Genomic DNA, 18933 nt, shown 5'->3' with positions numbered 1-18933 from the left:
TCGCGTGACTGACGGCGCACTGATCGTTCAGAGCGACAAGACCCTCCTGCTCGAGGTCGACCATCCCGGGTCGGCTGACGCCCGGCGTGCCATCGCACCGTTCGCCGAGCTCGAGCGCGCCCCGGAGCACATCCACACCTATCGCATCACTCCGCTAGGGCTGTGGAACGCGCGCGCCGCCGGGCACGACGCCGAGCAGGTCGTCGATGCGCTCGTGACGCACAGCCGCTACCCCGTGCCGCACGCCCTGCTCGTCGACGTCGCCGACACCATGGCGCGCTATGGGCGGCTGACGCTCACCAAGGAGGACGGCCGTCTCGTCCTGCGCACCACCGACCGCGCGGTGCTCACCGAAGTGCTGCGGCACAAGCGGATCAAGCCGCTCATCGGCGACCGCCTCGACGACGACACGGTCGTCGTGCACCCGAGCGAGCGTGGCCACCTCAAGCAGGAGTTGCTCAAGGTCGGGTGGCCGGCCGAGGACGAGGCCGGCTACGTCGACGGCGAGGCTCACGAGATCACCCTCGACCAGAGCGACGGCTGGTCGATGCGTCCCTACCAGGAGCAGGCGGTCGACGGCTTCTGGGACGGCGGCTCCGGCGTCATCGTCCTCCCCTGCGGGGCCGGCAAGACGCTCGTCGGCGCCGGCGCCATGGCCAAGGCCTCGGCGACCACCCTCATCCTCGTCACGAACACGGTCTCGGCGCGGCAGTGGAAGGACGAGCTGATCCGTCGGACCAGCCTCACCGAGGACGAGATCGGCGAGTACTCCGGTGCCCGCAAAGAGATCCGCCCCGTCACCATCGCGACCTACCAGGTGCTCACGACGCGTCGCAAGGGCGTCTACACCCACCTCGACCTGCTCGATGCCCGCGACTGGGGACTCGTCGTCTATGACGAGGTGCACCTGCTGCCGGCCCCGATCTTCCGGATGACCGCCGACCTCCAGGCCCGACGCCGACTCGGGCTCACGGCAACGCTCGTGCGCGAGGACGGGCTCGAGTCCGACGTCTTCTCGCTCATCGGCCCCAAGCGCTTCGACGCACCGTGGAAGGACATCGAGGCACAGGGCTACATCGCGCCGGCCGACTGTGTCGAGGTCCGGGTCTCGCTGCCCGACGGACAACGCATGGCGTATGCCGTCGCGGAGCCGGACGAGCGCTACCGTCTCGCCTCCTGCTCGGACGCGAAGCTCCCCGTCGTCGAGAAGCTCGTGGCCAGGCACCGGGGCGAGCCGACGCTGGTCATCGGCCAGTACCTCGACCAGCTCGACGAGCTCTCGACCCGGCTCGGTGCCGAGGTCATCACGGGCGCGACCACCGTGACCGAGCGGCAGCGGCTCTACAGCGCGTTCCGCGAGGGTGAGATCAGCCTGCTCGTCGTCTCGAAGGTCGCGAACTTCTCGATCGACCTGCCCGAGGCCAGCGTCGCCATCCAGGTCTCGGGGACGTTCGGCTCCCGCCAGGAGGAGGCCCAGCGGCTCGGTCGGGTGCTGCGCCCCAAGGGCGACGGTCGGACGGCCCACTTCTACACCGTGGTCGCCCGCGACACCGTCGACGCGGACTTCGCCGCCCATCGGCAGCGCTTCCTCGCCGAGCAGGGCTACGCCTACCGCATCGTCGACGCCGACGACCTCGACTGACCTCGACCGAGCACACCATCACCGAGGAAGCAAGCGCGGATCTGGTGAGCTCGGGAGCGTATGACTCCCCGTTCGCCGCTGGCTGGGCCTGGCGGGAGCGGGGAGCGCGCCCAGCGCGCGAGCCGCGGATGGGACTGCGGCGAACGGGGAGTCATACGCGAGTGGACGAAAGGGTGAGCGGACGGCATACGAACGAAAGCGATGTGTGAGAGTGACGCTATGACGCAGCAGCCCCAGGGGAACCCGCCCGCCCAGCCCACCCGCTTCCGGATGCGGCAGAAGCTCACGATGATGGTCAACCGCTACGAGATCCATGGTGTCGGTCCGGACGGCTCCGAGGTCGGCCTCTGGGCCTTCGCCGAGCAGAAGCGGATGGCCTTCAAGGAGCAGGTGACGTTCTTCGCCGACGCGGGCAAGAGCCAGCCGGTGTTCGGGTTCAAGGCGCGCACCCGCATGGACCTGGGCGCGACCTATGACATCACCGACGCGTCGGGTGCCCCGATCGGGCAGTTCCGCAAGGACTTCGGCAAGTCGCTGCTCCGGTCGACGTGGCACCTCACGACGGCAGACAACCGCGTCGCGCTGGGCCAGGAGCGCAACCAGGGCATTGCGATCCTGCGCCGGGTCTGGACCCTCATCCCGATCGTCGGCGACATCCCCGTGCCGTTCCTCTTCCACTTCGACTTCACCCTGCCCGACGGCCAGGTCGTCATGAGCAGCATGAAGAAGCCGGCCCTGCGCGACGTCTACGAGGTCGAGCTCCCCGTGGTCGACGGGCAGCAGCCGATCGACTGGCGCGTCGGCGCGGCCATGTCGGTCGCGCTCGACGCTCTCCAGTCCCGCTGAGCCAACCCTGGGACGATCGGTCCGTGGCCGACGCAGCGAACCGTCGCGAACGCCCGGCGTTCGTGCTCCATGAGCACCGCAAGCCGCGGCCCCACTTCGACCTGCGGCTCGAGGAGGACGGCGTCCTTCGGTCGTGGGCGGTCCCACGGGGCCTCCCCGACGACAGTGCGCATGATCGGCTCGCCGTCGCGGTGCCCGACCACGACCTCGAACACGCCACCTACACCGACGCGGACAAGGACATCGCCGACAGTGGCTGGTGGGAGCTCGTCGACCGCACTCCCCGGCGGTTCGTCTTCGTGCTCCACGGGCAGTCCGGCGCGCGACGCTACGCCCTGATCGACACCGGCCGGGACTGGTTGCTCCACCTGACCAAGGAGCAGCCCAGCGCCTAGAGCGCCGGCGAGCTCACGGCATACATCCAGACAACTCCCAGACTCGGGGCGGACACTGAGAAGGTGACTGCACCCAACGCCAGCCCTGAGGCCACGCTGCTCGTTGTCGAGGACGAGCCCAACATCCGTGAGCTCCTCGCGACCTCGCTGCGCTTCGCCGGCTTCGAGGTCGTCACGGCCGCGACGGGCGGCGAGGCCGTCAAGCTCGCCGACCAGCACCACCCGGACCTCTGCGTCCTCGACGTCATGCTGCCCGACATGGACGGGTTCGCCGTGACCCGCAAGCTGCGCGAGTCCGGCCGCCGCCTGCCCATCGTCTTCGTCACCGCCCGCGACTCGGTCGACGACAAGATCACCGGCCTCACCGTGGGCGGAGACGACTACGTCACCAAGCCGTTCAGCCTCGAGGAGGTCGTGGCCCGCATCCGTGCCGTCCTGCGACGCACCCGTGGCGACGTCGACGACAGCTCGGCCCTGCGGTTCGAGGACCTCGAGCTCGACGAGGACAGCCACGAGGTGCGCCGCGCCGGCCGCGTCATCGAGACCAGCCCCACGGAGTTCAAGCTCCTGCGCTACCTCATGCTCAACCCCAACCGCGTGCTCTCCAAGGCGCAGATCCTCGATCACGTGTGGGAGTACGACTTCCGGGGCGAGAGCGGCATCGTCGAGTCCTACATCTCCTACCTGCGCCGCAAGATCGACACCGATGGGCAGCCTCCGCTGATCCACACCAAGCGCGGTGTCGGCTACGTGCTCCGCCTGCCTCCGCAGGGCTGATGGGCAAGACCCCCGGCCCGCAGGCGGTCGTGCGGCGCCTCGAGGCGATGCCGCTGCGTGTGCGACTCGTCGCCATCGTCCTCGTGGTCCTCGCCACGGCCCTGCTCTTCTCCAACCTGGCCACGGCCTACCTCATGCAACGCGACCTCATGGGACGGGTCGACGACGAGCTGCGAAGCGTCGCCGAACCCGTTGCGAGACAGGCACTTGGCGAACTTCGCCGAGACAGCGCCGAGACGACACCGACGGGCTACGCGTTCGTGCTCTTCCCTGTCAACGGCCCTGCGACATCCGTGAACCCCACCGGCGAAGAGGTCCACCCCGCCGTCCCCCGCCTCGCACTCGACGACCCGCGTGTCTCCAAGGGGAAGCCCTTCACCGTGGGGTCCATCGACGGCGAGATGTCCTGGCGCTTCATCGCGGGCACGGCCGGCGACAAGGAGGCGACCTTCGCGGTCGGCGTCCCGCTTCGATCGGTGAAGCAGACGGTGACGCGGCTGCTCGTCACGACCGGTGCGCTCAGCGCTCTCGTCCTTGCCGGGTCGGCACTGCTCGGCTGGTATGCCGTCCGCCGGGCCTTCCGTCCACTCGCCCAGATCGAGGACACCGCCGCCGCCATCGCCGGTGGCGACCTGACCAAACGCATCCCCGTGCGCGCAGCCGAGGACGAGGTCACGTCGCTGTCCCGCAGCCTCAACGCCATGCTCGCCCAGGTCGAGACGTCCTTCGCCGTGCGCGAGGCCTCGGAGGACCGGATGCGACAGTTCGTCGCCGACGCCAGCCACGAGCTGCGCACCCCGCTCGCGACGGTTCGCGGCTACGCCGAGCTGCACCGCCAGGGCGCCATCTCGAGCGCCGAGGAGACCCGCGCCGCGATGGAGCGCATCGAGTCCGAGTCGGGACGCATGAGCGGTCTCGTCGAGGACCTCCTCACCCTCGCGCGCCTCGACGAGGAGCCCACGGCGTCGATGGGCGAGGTCGACCTCACCGTCCTCGCGGCCGACGCCACGGCCGACGCCCGCGTGCGCGCCGGCGGGCGCCGGATCACCCTCACCGGCCTGGGCGGGCCGGTCGAGGCCACCGTGGTGTGGGGGTCCGAGTCACGACTGCGACAGGTCGTGACGAACCTCGTCGCCAACGCCGTGCGGCATACACCGCAGGGAACGCCGATCGAGCTCGCGGTCGGTCTTGACGGTGCGGAAGGTGTCATCGAGGTACGCGACCATGGCGACGGAATCCCTTCTGACACAGCGCATCGCGTGTTCGAGCGGTTCTATCGCGCCGACCCCTCGCGCGGCCGCAACGCAGGTGGCGGCAACGGTCTCGGGCTCGCCATCGTCGCGGCCATCGTCGCCGCACACCACGGACGCGTTGGTGTGCAGGAGACCCCCGGGGGCGGTGCGACGTTCGTCGTGCGCATACCCACAGGCCCCTCACAGGCCCGGCCCAGCGCTCCTTGAGGTCGAGCGACTTGAGTGTGTTGTGCCAGCCCCACGAAGGAGACATCAGATGAGCAGCAACGAACCAGGAACGACCGGACCGTCGAACGACTCCACCCGCGACATCCCGGCGCACCACAGTGGAGATGCGACCCAGTCGCTCCCGCAGCACGTCGCCTCTGACTCCCCCTTCGCGCAGCCGGGCCACCCTGCGCCGACCACCTGGTACGGCGCCCACGAGCCCTCGGGTCCGGTGTTCCCCCCGCCGCCGGCCTCCGGGGCAGCCCCGCAGAACCCCGACCCGCAGCCGCGCCAGCGGCGCCGGGTGGGGAAGCTCTTCACGGTGGCTGCACTCACTGCCGCTCTCGCATCGGGCGGCACGTACGCCGCGACCCAGCTGGGGTCGCAGGACGCGCAGAACCCCCCGACTGCGTCGTCCTCCACCAGCCTGGGTCGCGGCGCATCGACCGCGCCGGTCTCGCAGACCAACCCGCAGTCCCCGAACTGGACCGCCACCGCGGCCGCTGTCTCGCCCAGCGTCGTCGCGATCAGGACCGGCACGGGTGAGGGCTCCGGCGTCATCATCGACGACTCCGGCCACGTGCTCACCAACAACCACGTCGTCGCCGGAGCCGAGGAGCTGACCGTCACCCTCTCGGACGGTCGGGCCTTCAAGGGCAAGATCCAGGGCACCGACCCGTCGACCGACCTCGCCGTCGTGACGATCGAAGGAGCCCCCGACGACCTCCGGCCCATCTCGGTCGGAGACTCTGACGCGCTCAAGGTCGGCGACCCCGTCATGGCCGTCGGCAACCCACTCGGTCTCGCGGGCACAGTGACGACGGGCATCGTCAGCGCGCTCAACCGTCCGGTGACGACCAGCGCCGCCGAGCAGCAGCCTGAGGGGCAGAACCCCTTCGGCAACCAGCAGCCGCAGCAGCAGTCGAGCGGTGAGCCGGTGGTCACCAACGCCATCCAGACGTCGGCCGCGATCAACCCGGGCAACAGCGGTGGCGCCCTCGTCAACGCCAACGGGCAGCTGGTGGGCATCAACTCTTCCATCGCCTCCCTCGGATCCTCGTCCGGGACGGGCGGCAACATCGGCATCGGCTTCGCCATCCCCGTGAAGGAGGCCGCCCGGATCGCCGAACAGCTGATCGAGGACGGCACGGCCGAGCACGCCTACCTGGGCGTCGCGCCCGTCGACGGCACCGCCTCCGACGGCAAGGCCACCCGCGCCGGGGCCGAGCTGCGCACCGTCTCCCCCGGCACTCCCGCCGAGAAGGCTGGGCTGAAGCCGGGCGACGTCGTCATCGCCGTCAACGACGAGCGGGTCGAGTCCGCCGAGGCGCTCGTCGCCCACATCCGCGAGTACGCCGTCGGCGACACGGTCAAGCTCACCGTGCTGCGCGACGACAAGAGCCAGGAGGTCTCGGCGACCCTCGCCGCGGTCCCTGCAGGCTGACCCGCCAGCCAGGTCCTTTCAGGGAGGGACGTGGCGACCGACCACTCAGGAGGCACCAGGATCTGAGTGATCCGGTGAGTACCCCGACTCATGGAGTCGGGGTACTCGTCGTTCCACCCTGTGACCATGAGCAACCAGCTGCAGGATGTGCGGCGTCTCGAGGGTGAGTTCGCCGACGCGATGAACCGGATGTATGCCGTGGGCAACGGGCTCGCCCGGATGCGCGCCTCCCTCGAGATGAGCGACGTGGTCGAGACGGCGCAGTCCGCGCCGAATGCACCGGCCACGCCCACCCCTGTGACCCCACCGGTCGTGAGGACGCCGCCAGCCCCTGCGCAGGCAGCCACACAGCTTCCGTCGGTGGCGCAGATGCCGTCGTGGTGGCAGCGAGAAGGCGCGGTCACCCGCGTGCTCGCGGTCGCCGGCGCCGTGGTCACGCTCGTCGGCGTCGCCATGCTGCTCGCGCTGGCGATGCAGCAGGGCTGGTTCGTGCCCGAGCTGCGAGTGGCCCTCGGAGTCGCTCTCGCCGTCGCACTCGTCGGCGCGGGTCACGTCGTCCGTGGCCGTGAGAGCTCTCGCGGACGCTTTAGCGCCGCTCCCGTGGCCCTCGCCGCCACGGGGTATGCCGCGGGCTACCTCGACGTCATCGCCGTCACGACCGTCTATGGCTGGGTCCCACGCGTCGCGGGCCTCGCCCTCGCTGCCACCGTGGCCGTCACCGGCCTGCTCCTCGCTCGCCGCTGGAGCAGCCAGCTCCTCGCCGTGCTCACGGTGCTCGGCGCCACGCTCCTCGCCCCCGTCGTCGCCGGTGAGCTCGGTGACGAGGTGTCCCTCTTCACCGTCGTCCTGTCGGCCGCTGCACTGCTGGCGCGGGGTGACCGCGGCTGGCCGATGCTGGCCGTGGCCCGCACGATTCCGGCCACAGGGATGGTCCTCCTGGGGATCGCCGTGGCGGAGGGGGACGGCACGCCGTCCACGCTCGCGATCGTTGCCGCAGCCGCCCTGACCGGTCTCGCGCTCGTCGGCGCGGTGTCCGCGGGCCGCCACCATCGCGGCGACGTGGTGGGCAGCGCCACCCTGGCGGCCGCCACCATCTCGCTCCTCGTGGCCTTCGGCGTGCACGGGGAGACCTTGCGCACGACCGGACTGGCTCTCGTCGCAGTCGCTTTCGCGGTGGCCCTGGCCGTGACGTCACGCTCCCCCATTGGCCCGGTGCCCACACCCCTGGCCACCACCGTCGGAGCGATCTCCGGTGTGTCGGCTCTGCTGGCTGTGATGAGCGGCGCTCCGGAGCGTTGGGTCGTGACCGGCATCCTGCTCACCGCGCTCGGGTATGCCGCCGCGGCCGTCACGACCCGGTCTCGCGTCACGCTCTGGGTCGCCGCAGGCACTGCGGTCGTCGCGTCCGTCGCCTACCTCACGCACCCCACGGCCTACGTCGAGCTGGGCCAGGCCAGGGACCACGACGCGACCTCGGCCCTCCTCGACAGCCTGCTCGCGGGTGGGGTCGCGGCCCTCGGTGCGTGGAGCGTCGACGTCGTCCGCGGGATCCCGGCCCACGTCCGCCGAGTCACCCGCATCGCGGCGCTCATCGCCGGTCTCGCCACGTCGGGCGTCGCCGTGATCTCGGTCGGGCTGCTCGTCGGCGAGGCCCTCTCCGCGACGTCGGCGGGCTTCCTCGCCGGACACGCGCTGGCCACAGTCCTGTGGATGCTCGCCTCCGCGTGGTTGCTGCTGCACGGCCTGCAGGCGGAGTCACGTCGCGCGCTGTCGCTGCGGCTGGGTCTCGGCCTGGCAGCCGTCAGCGTCGCGAAGCTGTTCCTCTTCGACCTCGCGACCCTCGACGGGTTGTGGCGCGTGCTGGCCTTCATCGTCACCGGACTGCTCCTCCTGGCCAGCGGGACGGCATACGCCAAGGCTCTGGACCGGACCCGGCCCCCGCAGGCCACCGCCTGAGAGACTTCCCGCATGCTGCGGGACGAGATGTGGGACGAGGCCGTGCGGGCCGTCAGGGGTGACGCGCACGGCCTCGTCTCCGCACGCATCGACCTGGTCAGGCGGTGGTCGGAAGCTCATCGCGGCTACCACGACCTGCGTCATCTCGACGAGGTCCTCGCGGCCCTCGCCGAGCTGCGTGACACCACCCTCCACACCGACGCCGACTGGGCCGGCGCCGTGTTCGCCGCCTGGTTCCACGATGCCGTCTACTCGATCGACGACGCGGCCGACAACGAGCGCCGGAGCGCGCTGCTCGCACGAGAAGTGCTGTCGCCCAATGGGATCGACCAAGGCACAACAGAGACGGTGGTTGCCCTGGTCCGGGCTTCGCAGACGCACGACGTGCGGGAGACGCATGGTCCACAGGCTGCCTTCCACGACGCCGACCTGTGGATCCTCAGCGCACCCGAGAACCGGTTCGACGAGTACTGCGCGGACGTCCGCCGGGAGTACGCGACCGTCCCCGACCCGGCCTACGCCGAGGGACGCACGGCGATCCTTGCTCCCTTCCTCGAGCGCGAGTCGGTCTATCGCACTGACCACGCCCGGCAGCGTTGGGAGCCGGCGGCCAGGCGCAACCTCGCTCGGGAGATCAGCCGCCTCGCCGCCCGGTGAGGCCTCAGCCCTGCGCCGTGCGCGGTGACCGGTTGAGCAGCCGGTCGACGACGAGTCCCAGCACACCCGCCAACGCGATCCCGCCAACCGCACCGAGCAGCGGGTTGTCGTGAACCCAGTGCCCCGCCAGGGCACCGATGGCCACCGAGTAGGTCGCCCAGCTCAGCGCGGCCAGCCCGGAGAGCAGGACGAACCGCCGGTGGCCGAAGGTGCCGGCCCCTGCGGTGACGTTGACCGCCACCCGACCGACCGGGATGTATCTCGCGACGACGATCGCCAGACCACCGCGGCGGTCCAGCTCCCGCTCGCCCCTGAGGAACGCGCGGCGCAGCTTGGGTCGCGGGCTGTCGCGAAGGCGCCTGAGTCCTGACCGCCTCGCCAGGAGGAAGGTGAGGTTGTCACCGAGGAAGGCTCCGAGGGCGGCCACCACTCCGAGCGCGAGCAGGTGGGGTGAACCCGTGGCCACCCCGAAGGCCGCGAGCGTGATGATCACCGACTCGCTCGGCACCGGAGGGAGGACGGCGTCGAACGTCGCGAGGAGGAAGAGGGCCGGCAGCACCCACACTGCGGCGGCATTCTGCTCGATGAGGGTGTTGATGGCCTCGAACACGCGAATCTCCCCTTGTGACAGCGACATCCGGATCCACGCGGTTCGCCGATCACCCTGTCACAGCCAACCTAGGAGCGCCGTGCGCCGCCGGCCATGGGGTGGCTCCCCGGCTGGCCCCTGAGCCAACCCCGGGGTCGTCAGGGGTGCGAGTGACCCTGATCCTGCGCCCGGGGGTTCAGGAGTGGCCACCAGTGCCGGCCTCCCAGCTCTCGCTCCTGATGCGCGGGCGGGCACCACGACCCTGCGGTCGGCCTCGCGCCATCGGCGGGCACGGAGTGCACCGTGAAGCACGCCAGCGGCGTCGGCCACGGATAGGTCGGGTCGGGAGTGCTCACGACGTTGCGCACGTATCCCAGCAGGGAGGCGGAGTCGGCCGACAGGCCGAGGTCTGCGCACAGCGAGGTCAGGGCCAGCACGGCGGACTCGTCCTCGGCGACCGTCCGCGTGGGCAGGTCCGGCCCCCGCCCGTCCGCGCGCTCGACGACGAGCAGGCCACGTGCGTCACGGACCGCCGCTCGCACGACGACAGTGTTGGGAGGCGGGTTGTCCTGACGCGACGCGATGACGTCGGCGCGGCTGCCCGGGGGCAGCCACGGAGCGTCGGGCGTGCTCTGCACCACGCGCTCGTACCTGCGCTTCGAGATGCGAAGTCCGCTGTCCCGCAGACGTTTCAGCAGCTCGCGACCCTCCAAAGGCACGGCCCCGGCGGCGACGACATCGGCATAGAGCTCCTGCGGGATGTCGTAGTGGTCGCCCTCGAAGGCGCGGCGGGAGAGGCCGACACGGTCCGCGAAGTCGTGCAGCTCGGCATACGAGTCGGTGCTCACGAGGTGCGACCACAACCGTCCGTGGGCGGGCCACGCAGGCGGGTCGATGAGCAGCATCCGGAGATCGTATGCCGTGTGCCGCACCCGAGCCTGTGGACAACTTCACGGCGGGTTGCGCGGACTTCCCTAACGTCAGGGGCCAGTGGTCACACCACCGGGTGTGACGCCGACGAAGGGGAGCAGACCATGGCAGCCCAGTTCCAGGTCGACACCGAGCGCATCCAGGCCGCCTCCGGTGACATCGCCCGCATCTCCAGCGAGATCGAGGGTCAGGTCGCGCAGATGCTGGCCCGGCTGACAGCCCTCCAGGACGCGTGGAAGGGCGGCGCGGCCACCCAGTTCCACGGCGTCGTCACCCAGTGGCAGGGCACCCAACGTCAGGTGCAGACCTCGCTCGACTCCATCGGCAACGTGCTGGCAGCGGCAGGGGCGCAGTACGCCGACACCGAGGCCCAGAACATGCGCATGTTCACCTGAGCAGCCGGCGACGGGCGCGACACCCCTGAGGTCGCGCCCGCCGACGGTGGTCACTCGGTGGTGACGGCCCTGAGGATGTCGAGCCTCGAGGCCCGCCATCCCGGCCACCACGCCGCCAGGATTCCCACGAGTCCAGCGATCCCGACGAAGAGGGCCAGCTGTGGCCACGGGATCGCCAGGACGTCGATGCCGTCGTCCCGCAGTGATCGCTGGAGGGCGATCCCGAAGGTCACCCCCAACCCGATGCCGAGCGTCGCTCCGAGCAGGGCGATGACGATCGACTCGAGGCGGAGCATCCGCTTCAGCTGACGCCGACTCAGTCCCACCGCTCGCAGCAGGCCGATCTCGCGGGTGCGTTCGATGACCGACAGGGCGAGGGTGTTGATGATGCCGAGGATCGCGATGATGACGGCCAGACCGAGCAGGGCATAGATGAGATAGAGCATCTGGTTGATCTGCGCGCGCTGCTCGTCGGCGAACTCGCCCTGGTCCTTGACCGTGACGACGGGAAGGTCCGCGATCGCCTTGTCGAGGTCACGACCCACCTGCGCCGGAACGGTCCCCGGCTCCCGGGTGATGAAGACGAAGGAGTCCGTCCTGGGGCCGCCCAGCGACTCCAGAGCTGCCAGGCTGAGCAGGTAGTCCGAGGAGAGCAGCGCCGAGTCACCGTGGATCGCTGAGACGGTGAACGGCTTCGTCGTGCCGGCCCGGGTCAGGTCGAGCTTGGCCCCGACCGTGAGCTTGTCGGCCGTGGCGCGCTCCTGCGAGACCGAGACCGTCGTCGACGTGAGCTCCGCCAGGCGGCCGGACACCATGGGCGTGGGCCCGAGCACGCTGACATGGTCGGGATCGATCCCGATGACCCCGCCACGCTCGCCGCCCACGTCGAGCGCGTCCCAACGGAAGGCCGCGACCTCCTCGACACCGGGCACGGCCGCCAGCTCCTTGGTCACCTCGACCGAGAAGGGCGTGCCCACGACGCTCGAGACGACGTAGTCCGCGACGAACTCCTTCTCGATGGACTTGTCGATGCTCGCCTTCGCGCTGGCCCCGAAGACGGCCATCATCGACACGAGCGTCACGCCGATCATGAGCGCCGAGGCGGTCGCGGCGGTGCGCCGCGGGTTGCGCTGCGCGTTCTGCTGCGCCATGAGGCCAACGGCACCGAAGACCTTGCGCCAGACCCAGCCGATGCCCGCGATGACCGGGCGCCCCACGAGTGGGCTGATGAGCGCGACGCCGAGGACGACACCGAGGATGCCTGCTCCCACCCAGTAGGTCTGGTTGGGCACGTCGGCGAACAGTCCCGTGAGCAGGAGTGCTGCGCCCGTGACCGTCAGGACGCCACCGACGATGATCCGCCCGCGCATGCCGCTCTCCGCAAGGACGGCGTCGTCGCGCATGGCCGCCACCGGGGCCACCTTGCCCGCCTTGCGGGCCGGAAGGTAGGCCGCGACCAGCGTGACGAACAGACCGACGACGAGAGACACCACGACGGTGCGCGGCGAGAGGATGAGTGCCTGCCCGCTGAGGTCCAGCCCGAACCGACCGAACAGGACGCGGATGAGCATCGCGATGACGATGCCGAGCCCCAGCCCGATGATCGAGCCGATCAGCCCGATGACGCTGGCCTCGAAGAGCACCGACCGCGCCACCTGGCGCCGGGTGGACCCCAGCGCCCGGAAGAGCGCGAGCTCCCGCGAGCGCTGGGCCACGAGGATGCTGAAGGTGTTGACGATGAGGAACGAGCCGACGACGAGTGCCACCCCTGCAAAGACGAGCAGGAACGTCGTGATGAAGCCGAGCGCCTCCTGGATGTCGCTCGCCGCAGCCTTGGCAGCAGCGTCGCCGGTCACGGCTTCGACGCCCGCAGGCAGCTTGGCCGCCACGGCGTCGCGCAGCTCCTGCTGGCTCGTCCCCGACGCTGCCGTCACCCAGATGTCGGAGTAGGCGTCCTTGCCCTCCATGAACAGCGAGCGCGCCTGCCCGGTGTCGAAGATCGAGAGACTGGCACCGGCGAGCCCGCCGTCCGTGGTCGCGATCCCGACGAGCCTGGCCTGGATGCGCGGCTGGGCACCCGAGCTGACGATGTTGACCTTCTCGCCGATGAGGTAGCCAGCCTTGTCGGCGGTCCTGTCGTCGAGGACGACCTCGCCCGGGCCCTTGGGCCAGCGCCCGCCATCAAGCTTCGCGCGCTCCAGGCCCTTGGCCGCAGGGCCTCCGGTGAAGTTGAGACCCAACCCGGGTGGGCCGAAGCCCCCGATGAGCTTGCCGTCCTTCCCGACGACGAACGTGCCGAAGTTCATGATGTTGCCGTCGGCGCGAGCGGCGCCCTCGACCGTCGCGAGCTCGGTGACGAGCGAGCCCGGGAGGGTCGCGCTCGACGGCTGCTGCTCGAGGTCGACCTCACCGGACACCGGTCGCACGACGACGTCGCCGACGGACCCGTTCATGATCGAGTCGAAGCTGCGCCCGAGGGTGTCGGTGAAGACGAAGGACCCGGCGACGAACGCCACCCCGAGGATGATGGCGAAGGCACTCATGAAGAGCCGCAGCTTGCGGGCCAGGAGGCTCTTCCAGCTGGCGCGCAGCATGGTTCAGCCCTTGGCGTTCGAGTCGATGTCCTTCATCGCCTCGAGGATCAGCTCGGGTGTCGGCTCGCGCAGCTCGGCGACGATCCTGCCGTCGGCGAGGAAGACGACGCGATCGGTCCAGCTCGCAGCCTTGGGGTCGTGGGTGACCATGACGATGGTCTGCCCGAAGTCGTCGACCGAGCGGCGCAGGAACGCGAGCACCTCGGCGCCCGAGGTGGAGTCGAGGTTGCCCGTGGGCTCGTCCGCGAAGATGATCTCGGGCCGGCTCACGAGAGCACGCGCGCACGCCACGCGCTGCTGCTGGCCACCGGAGAAGCTCGCCGGGGCGGTGGCCGAGCCGGTCGCCGAGGCCGATGGTCGAGATCACCTGGTCGAACCAGGCGCGGTCCGGCTTGCGCCCGGCGATCGAGAGCGGCAGCAGGATGTTCTCCTGAGCACTCAGCGTGGGGATGAGGTTGAACGACTGGAAGACGAACCCGATGTGGTCACGACGGACCTTGGTGAGGTCCTTCTCCTTGAGGGTGGTGAGCTCGATGTCACCCAGCTGCACCGAGCCGCGCGTCACCGAGTCCAGGCCGGCAGCGCAGTGCATGAGCGTGGACTTGCCGGAGCCGGACGGCCCCATGATGGCGGTGAACTCGCGACGGTTGAGGTCGAGGCTCACGCCCTTGAGCGCCGTGACGGCGGTGTCGCCCGAGCCATAGATCTTGACGAGGTCGGTGACGCGAGCGGCGACCTGCGCCGGCGCGGTGGTGGCGCGGCGCTCTGGAGCGAGGTCAGTGGTCATGGCGACCACGCTAGGTGGGCGGACGGCATACGCGCTGTGGGTTTCTCCCCCGAGCGGACCCTGAGTCGACCCCGACACAGGGCAGGCCCTCAGTCCACAACCGGAAGCCAACGCACCGGGTCGTCGATGACGCGCTGGAGCTGGAGGTAGGCCGCACCGAGACCGCCAGGTGCCGGATCAGGACCGGCCACCCGCACCGTCGGGGGCGCCCACCCCGACGACAGGACGCGTCGACCCAGGGTCAGCTCGACTGCCGGACCGACGAGGTCGGCGACCTCCCTCAGGTGGCCGCCGAGGACGACGACGGGGACGTCCACCACGTTGACGACTGCCGCCAGGGCGTGACCGAGCGCCCACGCTGCGCGTTCCACCGCGGCGACAGCCGAGACGTCTCCCCCGCGGGCCCGCTCCCCCAGCTCGGCCGCCGGCGTCTCCGGGGGCAGGCCGGCAGCGGCAAGCATGGCGCGCTTTCCGGCATACAGCTCAAGGCACCCGGTTGACCCGCAGGCGCAGGCGGGGCCGTGCGGGTCGACGCTGACGTGCCCGATCTCGCCGGCCCATCCGTGTCGGCCGGGGAGCGCCCGACCGTCGATGACGATGGCGCCACCGATGCCGATCTCGCCGGAGAGATGGATGAAGTCGGTCAGACCGCTCGAGCGACCTGGCCGGTCGAGTCGCACGACTGCGGCTGCGAGCTCGGCCTCGTTGCCGATCGTGAGCCCGCCGGCGCCGAGGGACTCGGTGTCGAGGAGCTCCGAGATGGCGACGTCGGACCAGCCGAGGTTCGGAGCGCGCAGCAGCACCCCGTCTGCGGCGACGATGCCGGGGACGGCGAGGCCGGTGCCGACGAGGCGCAGATCGGATGGGGCCGCCTCGATCGCCTCGCCCGCGAGGAGGGACAGGCGCGAAAGCACCTCTCCCGGAACTGAGTTCGTGAAGTCGCTCTGCTCGATCCGTTCGACGAGGACCGCCCCCGAGAGGTCGACGACGAGAGCGGCGAGGTGACCGACGTTGACCTGCAGCCCCAGGGCGGCGAGATGCCCAGCACGTGCGACCAGCGGCGTGCCGGGGCGCCCCCGTCGGGCCGTGCCACGACCGCTCGGCGCGGGCGAACCAACCTCCAGCTCCGCCAGCACCCTCCCCCTGAGGAGCTCGTCGACCAGGCGGGACGCGGTCGCCCGGGTCACCGAGATCGCCGTGGCGACGTCTGCGCGGGTGGGGGGAGCCTCGGCCGCGAGCACTGCGGAGACGACTCTGGCCAGGTTGGCAGCGCGCAGCCCGTCCACCGCCACCGCGGCCGGACCCGCACCGACGGCGCGGCGGGCAGGAAGGGCGGGAGGCACCTCTTGACACTAGGCGATCGCCTCATTAGTTTTGCTGCAAAACACAAAGGAGCTCCTCCATGACGACGACGTCACTCACCCCCACCCCCGAGCACAAGTTCTCGTTCGGCCTCTGGACGGTGGGCTGGACGGGCATCGACCCGTTCGGCTCGGCCTCGCGACCGGCCCTCGAGCCCTGGGAGTACGTCAAGGAGCTCGCCGCGCTCGGCGTCTGGGGCATCACGTTCCACGACAACGACGTGTTCCCCTTCGACGCCGACGAGAAGACCCGCAACGAGCGGGTCGGGCGACTCGCGCAGGCCACCGAGGAGGCGGGCCTGGTCATCGAGATGGTCACCACCAACACGTTCAGCCACCCCGTCTTCAAGGACGGCGGGCTCACCAGCAACGACCGCTCGGTGCGCCGGTTCGGGCTGCGCAAGGTGCTGGGAGCGGTGGACCTGGCCGCCGAGCTCGGCGCCGAGACCTTCGTGATGTGGGGCGGCCGCGAGGGCAGCGAGTACGACGGGAGCAAGGACCTCCACGCCGCCTTCGACCGCTACAAGGAAGGCCTGGACACCGTCGCCGGCTACATCAAGGACAAGGGCTACGGCCTCAGGATCGCCCTCGAGCCCAAGCCCAACGAGCCCCGCGGCGACATCCTCCTGCCGACCGTGGGCCACGCTCTCGCGATGATCGCCGAGCTCGAGCACGGTGACATCGTCGGGCTCAACCCCGAGACAGGCCACGAGCAGATGGCCAACCTCAACTACACCCATCAGCTCGCGCAGGCCCTGTGGAGCGGCAAGCTCTTCCACATCGACCTCAACGGCCAGCGCGGCCTGAAGTACGACCAGGACCTCGTGTTCGGTCATGGCGACCTCATGTCGGCGTTCTTCACCGTCGACCTCGTCGAGAACGGCTTCCCCGGGGTCCCGGACGGACCGCACTACACCGGACCGCGGCACTTCGACTACAAGCCGTCGCGCACCGAGCACATGGACGGTGTGTGGGAGTCGGCCAAGGCGTGCATGTCGTCCTACCTCCTCCTCGCCGAGAAGGCGAGGGCGTTCCGCGCCGACACGCGCGTCCAGGAGGCCATGACGTATGCCGGCGTGCTCGACCTCGCTCGGCCCACCCTGGACGAGGGCGAGACGATCGAGCAGTTCCTCGCCACCGATGACGGCTTCGACGCGGAGAAGGCGGCCGAGCGCGACTTCGGCTTCGTCCGGCTCAACCAGCTCGCGGTCGAACACCTCATCGGCTGAGCCCCCGGCTTCTCCTCGCGGGAGTCGACGGCATCGGCGCCGAGGGACGCGAAAGGGCGGCCCCCCGTTCGGGGGACCGCCCTTCGTCGGCGTCTGCCGGATGGGTCTGATCAGGAGATCAGAAGCCCATACCGCCCATGCCACCCATGTCGTCGCCGCCGCCGCCCATCGCCGGAGCAGCCTTCTCGGGCTTGTCCGCGATGACCGCTTCGGTGGTGAGGAACAGGGCGGCGATCGACGCGGCGTTCTGGAGCGCCGAACGCGTCACCTTGGCCGGGTCGATGATGCCCGCGGCGATGAGGTCGACGTACTCACCCGTCGCGGCGTTGAGGCCCCAACCCGACTCGAGGTTGGAGACCTTCTCGGTGACGACGCCACCCTCGAGACCCGCGTTGATGGCGATCTGCTTGAGCGGAGCCGAGATCGCGACACGCACGATGTTGGCGCCCGTCGCCTCGTCACCCTCGAGCTCGAGCTTGTCGAACGCAGCCTTGCCCGCCTGGAGGAGGGCGACGCCACCACCGGCGACGATGCCCTCTTCGACGGCAGCCTTGGCGTTGCGCACGGCGTCCTCGATGCGGTGCTTGCGCTCCTTGAGCTCGACCTCGGTGGCCGCGCCCGCCTTGATGACGGCGACGCCACCGGCGAGCTTGGCGAGGCGCTCCTGGAGCTTCTCGCGGTCGTAGTCGGAGTCCGACTTCTCGATCTCGGCGCGGATCTGGTTGACGCGACCCTGGATCTGGTCGGCGTCGCCTGCGCCCTCGACGATGGTCGTCTCGTCCTTGGTGACGACGACCTTGCGAGCGGTGCCGAGCAGGTCGAGCTCAGCGGTGTCGAGCTTGAGCCCGACCTCCTCGGAGATGACCTGGCCACCGGTGAGGATGGCGATGTCGGCGAGCATGGCCTTGCGACGGTCACCGAAGCCGGGAGCCTTGACGGCAACCGACTTGAAGGTGCCCTTGAGCTTGTTGACCACCAGCGTCGACAGGGCCTCGCCCTCGAGGTCCTCCGAGATGATGAGCAGCGGCTTGCCGGACTGCATGACCTTCTCGAGCAGCGGCAGCAGGTCCTTGATGCCTGAGATCTTCGAGTTGACGACGAGCACGTAGGGGTCGTCGAGGACGGCCTCCATGCGCTCGGTGTCCGTGACGAAGTAGTGGCTGATGTAGCCCTTGTCGAAGCGCATGCCCTCGGTGAGCTCGAGCTCGAGGCCGAAGGTGTTGCTCTCCTCGACGGTGATGACGCCTTCCTTGCCGACCTTGTCCATGGCCTCGGCGATCATCTCGCCGATCTGGGGGTCAGCTGCGGAGATCGAGGCGGTGGCAGCGATCTGCTCCTTGGTCTCCACGTCCTTGGCGTTGTTGAGCAGCTCCTCGGAGACGGCCGCAACAGCCTTCTCGATGCCGCGCTTGAGCGCCATCGGGTTGGCTCCGGCAGCAACGTTGCGCAGGCCTTCCTTGACGAGGGCCTGGGCGAGGACGGTCGCCGTCGTCGTGCCGTCACCGGCGACGTCGTCGGTCTTCTTGGCGACCTCCTTGACCAGCTCGGCGCCGATCTTCTCGTAGGGGTCGTCGAGCTCGATCTCCTTGGCGATGGACACACCGTCGTTGGTGATCGTGGGGGCTCCCCACTTCTTCTCCAGCACGACGTTGCGGCCCTTGGGGCCCAGGGTGACCCTGACGGCGTCGGCGAGGATGTTCATTCCTCGCTCGAGCCCGCGGCGTGCCTCTTCATCAAAAGCGATGATCTTGGCCATTCGGGTGGTTCCTCCCACGCGAATCGAAGGTGTGGCCAGGCGATGCCCGCGACGGACGGACCGGCGAAGCGCGCTTCAGGTCTGCGCGCGTGCCGACCCTCATCGGTCTGGCCGT

The 18933-nt window shown here is 70.0% G+C and carries 15 protein-coding genes and 1 pseudogene; 10 read left to right on the top strand and 6 right to left on the bottom strand.

Annotated elements, in window-relative coordinates:
- Positions 1 to 4: 4 nt before the first annotated feature.
- The 8 genes from ACZZ98_RS11815 to ACZZ98_RS11780 all read left to right on the top strand — a co-directional run bounded on the left by ACZZ98_RS11815 (position 5) and on the right by ACZZ98_RS11780 (position 9177).
- Positions 5 to 1642: a DNA repair helicase XPB gene (locus ACZZ98_RS11815; protein ID WP_463516421.1), complete on the top strand. Its 1638-nt coding sequence runs from the start codon at positions 5 to 7 to the stop codon at positions 1640 to 1642.
- A gap of 219 nt (positions 1643 to 1861) precedes the next feature.
- A complete protein-coding gene (locus tag ACZZ98_RS11810; protein ID WP_463516420.1) occupies positions 1862 to 2488 on the top strand; it encodes an LURP-one-related/scramblase family protein in 627 nt (208 codons plus the stop codon).
- Positions 2489 to 2511: 23 nt separating this feature from the next.
- Positions 2512 to 2883: a DNA polymerase ligase N-terminal domain-containing protein gene (locus ACZZ98_RS11805; RefSeq protein ID WP_463516419.1), complete on the top strand. Its 372-nt coding sequence runs from the start codon at positions 2512 to 2514 to the stop codon at positions 2881 to 2883.
- A gap of 63 nt (positions 2884 to 2946) precedes the next feature.
- Complete coding sequence (locus ACZZ98_RS11800; RefSeq protein WP_463516418.1) at positions 2947 to 3660, top strand: response regulator transcription factor; 714 nt, start codon at positions 2947 to 2949, stop codon at positions 3658 to 3660.
- Positions 3660 to 5120, top strand: coding sequence for a sensor histidine kinase (locus ACZZ98_RS11795; protein WP_463516417.1), 1461 nt, complete (start codon positions 3660 to 3662; stop codon positions 5118 to 5120). Before ACZZ98_RS11800 ends, ACZZ98_RS11795 begins: the two co-directional genes overlap by 1 nt.
- A 49-nt stretch (positions 5121 to 5169) precedes the next feature.
- A complete protein-coding gene (locus tag ACZZ98_RS11790) occupies positions 5170 to 6564 on the top strand; it encodes a S1C family serine protease (RefSeq protein ID WP_463516416.1) in 1395 nt (464 codons plus the stop codon).
- 126 nt (positions 6565 to 6690) lie between these two features.
- A complete protein-coding gene (locus ACZZ98_RS11785) occupies positions 6691 to 8520 on the top strand; it encodes a DUF2339 domain-containing protein (RefSeq protein WP_463516415.1) in 1830 nt (609 codons plus the stop codon).
- 12 nt (positions 8521 to 8532) lie between these two features.
- The gene (locus tag ACZZ98_RS11780) at positions 8533 to 9177 is read left to right on the top strand and encodes an HD domain-containing protein (protein ID WP_463516414.1); all 645 of its coding nucleotides are present in this window, start codon (positions 8533 to 8535) and stop codon (positions 9175 to 9177) included.
- 4 nt (positions 9178 to 9181) lie between these two features.
- On the opposite strand, the gene ACZZ98_RS11775 is transcribed toward ACZZ98_RS11780, so the two are convergent.
- Entirely contained in the window at positions 9182 to 9787 is a 606-nt protein-coding gene (locus ACZZ98_RS11775; RefSeq protein ID WP_463516413.1) for a DedA family protein, read from the bottom strand.
- Positions 9788 to 9924: 137 nt separating this feature from the next.
- Positions 9925 to 10671, bottom strand: a complete 747-nt coding sequence (locus ACZZ98_RS11770) for a DUF4031 domain-containing protein (protein WP_463516412.1) — start codon at positions 10669 to 10671, stop codon at positions 9925 to 9927.
- A 129-nt stretch (positions 10672 to 10800) separates the two neighbouring features.
- On the opposite strand from ACZZ98_RS11770, the gene ACZZ98_RS11765 reads away from it, so the two are divergent.
- Positions 10801 to 11091, top strand: coding sequence for a WXG100 family type VII secretion target (locus tag ACZZ98_RS11765; protein ID WP_380087343.1), 291 nt, complete (start codon positions 10801 to 10803; stop codon positions 11089 to 11091).
- A gap of 50 nt (positions 11092 to 11141) precedes the next feature.
- Here the strand turns inward: ACZZ98_RS11765 and ACZZ98_RS11760 are convergent, their stop codons facing one another.
- The 3 genes and pseudogenes from ACZZ98_RS11760 to ACZZ98_RS11750 all read right to left on the bottom strand — a co-directional run bounded on the left by ACZZ98_RS11760 (position 11142) and on the right by ACZZ98_RS11750 (position 15815).
- Complete coding sequence (locus tag ACZZ98_RS11760) at positions 11142 to 13685, bottom strand: ABC transporter permease (protein ID WP_463516411.1); 2544 nt, start codon at positions 13683 to 13685, stop codon at positions 11142 to 11144.
- Positions 13686 to 13688: 3 nt separating this feature from the next.
- Positions 13689 to 14472, bottom strand: a pseudogene (locus ACZZ98_RS11755) (ABC transporter ATP-binding protein).
- Positions 14473 to 14561: 89 nt separating this feature from the next.
- Positions 14562 to 15815, bottom strand: a complete 1254-nt coding sequence (locus ACZZ98_RS11750; protein ID WP_463516410.1) for an ROK family protein — start codon at positions 15813 to 15815, stop codon at positions 14562 to 14564.
- Positions 15816 to 15874: 59 nt separating this feature from the next.
- Here ACZZ98_RS11750 and xylA point away from each other — a divergent pair, with 59 nt between their 5' ends.
- Positions 15875 to 17062, top strand: a complete 1188-nt coding sequence (xylA, locus tag ACZZ98_RS11745) for a xylose isomerase (RefSeq protein ID WP_463516409.1) — start codon at positions 15875 to 15877, stop codon at positions 17060 to 17062.
- Between the two features lie 118 nt (positions 17063 to 17180).
- Here xylA and groL read toward each other — a convergent pair whose 3' ends face one another.
- Positions 17181 to 18818 carry a chaperonin GroEL gene (gene groL, locus ACZZ98_RS11740; RefSeq protein ID WP_463516408.1) on the bottom strand — a complete coding sequence of 546 codons (1638 nt, stop codon included), beginning with the start codon at positions 18816 to 18818 and terminating at the stop codon, positions 17181 to 17183.
- Between the last annotated feature and the right edge of the window lie 115 nt (positions 18819 to 18933).

This window comes from Knoellia sp. AC549 (assembly GCF_979258975.1).
This window is presented reverse-complemented; position numbering and strand designations above follow the sequence as displayed.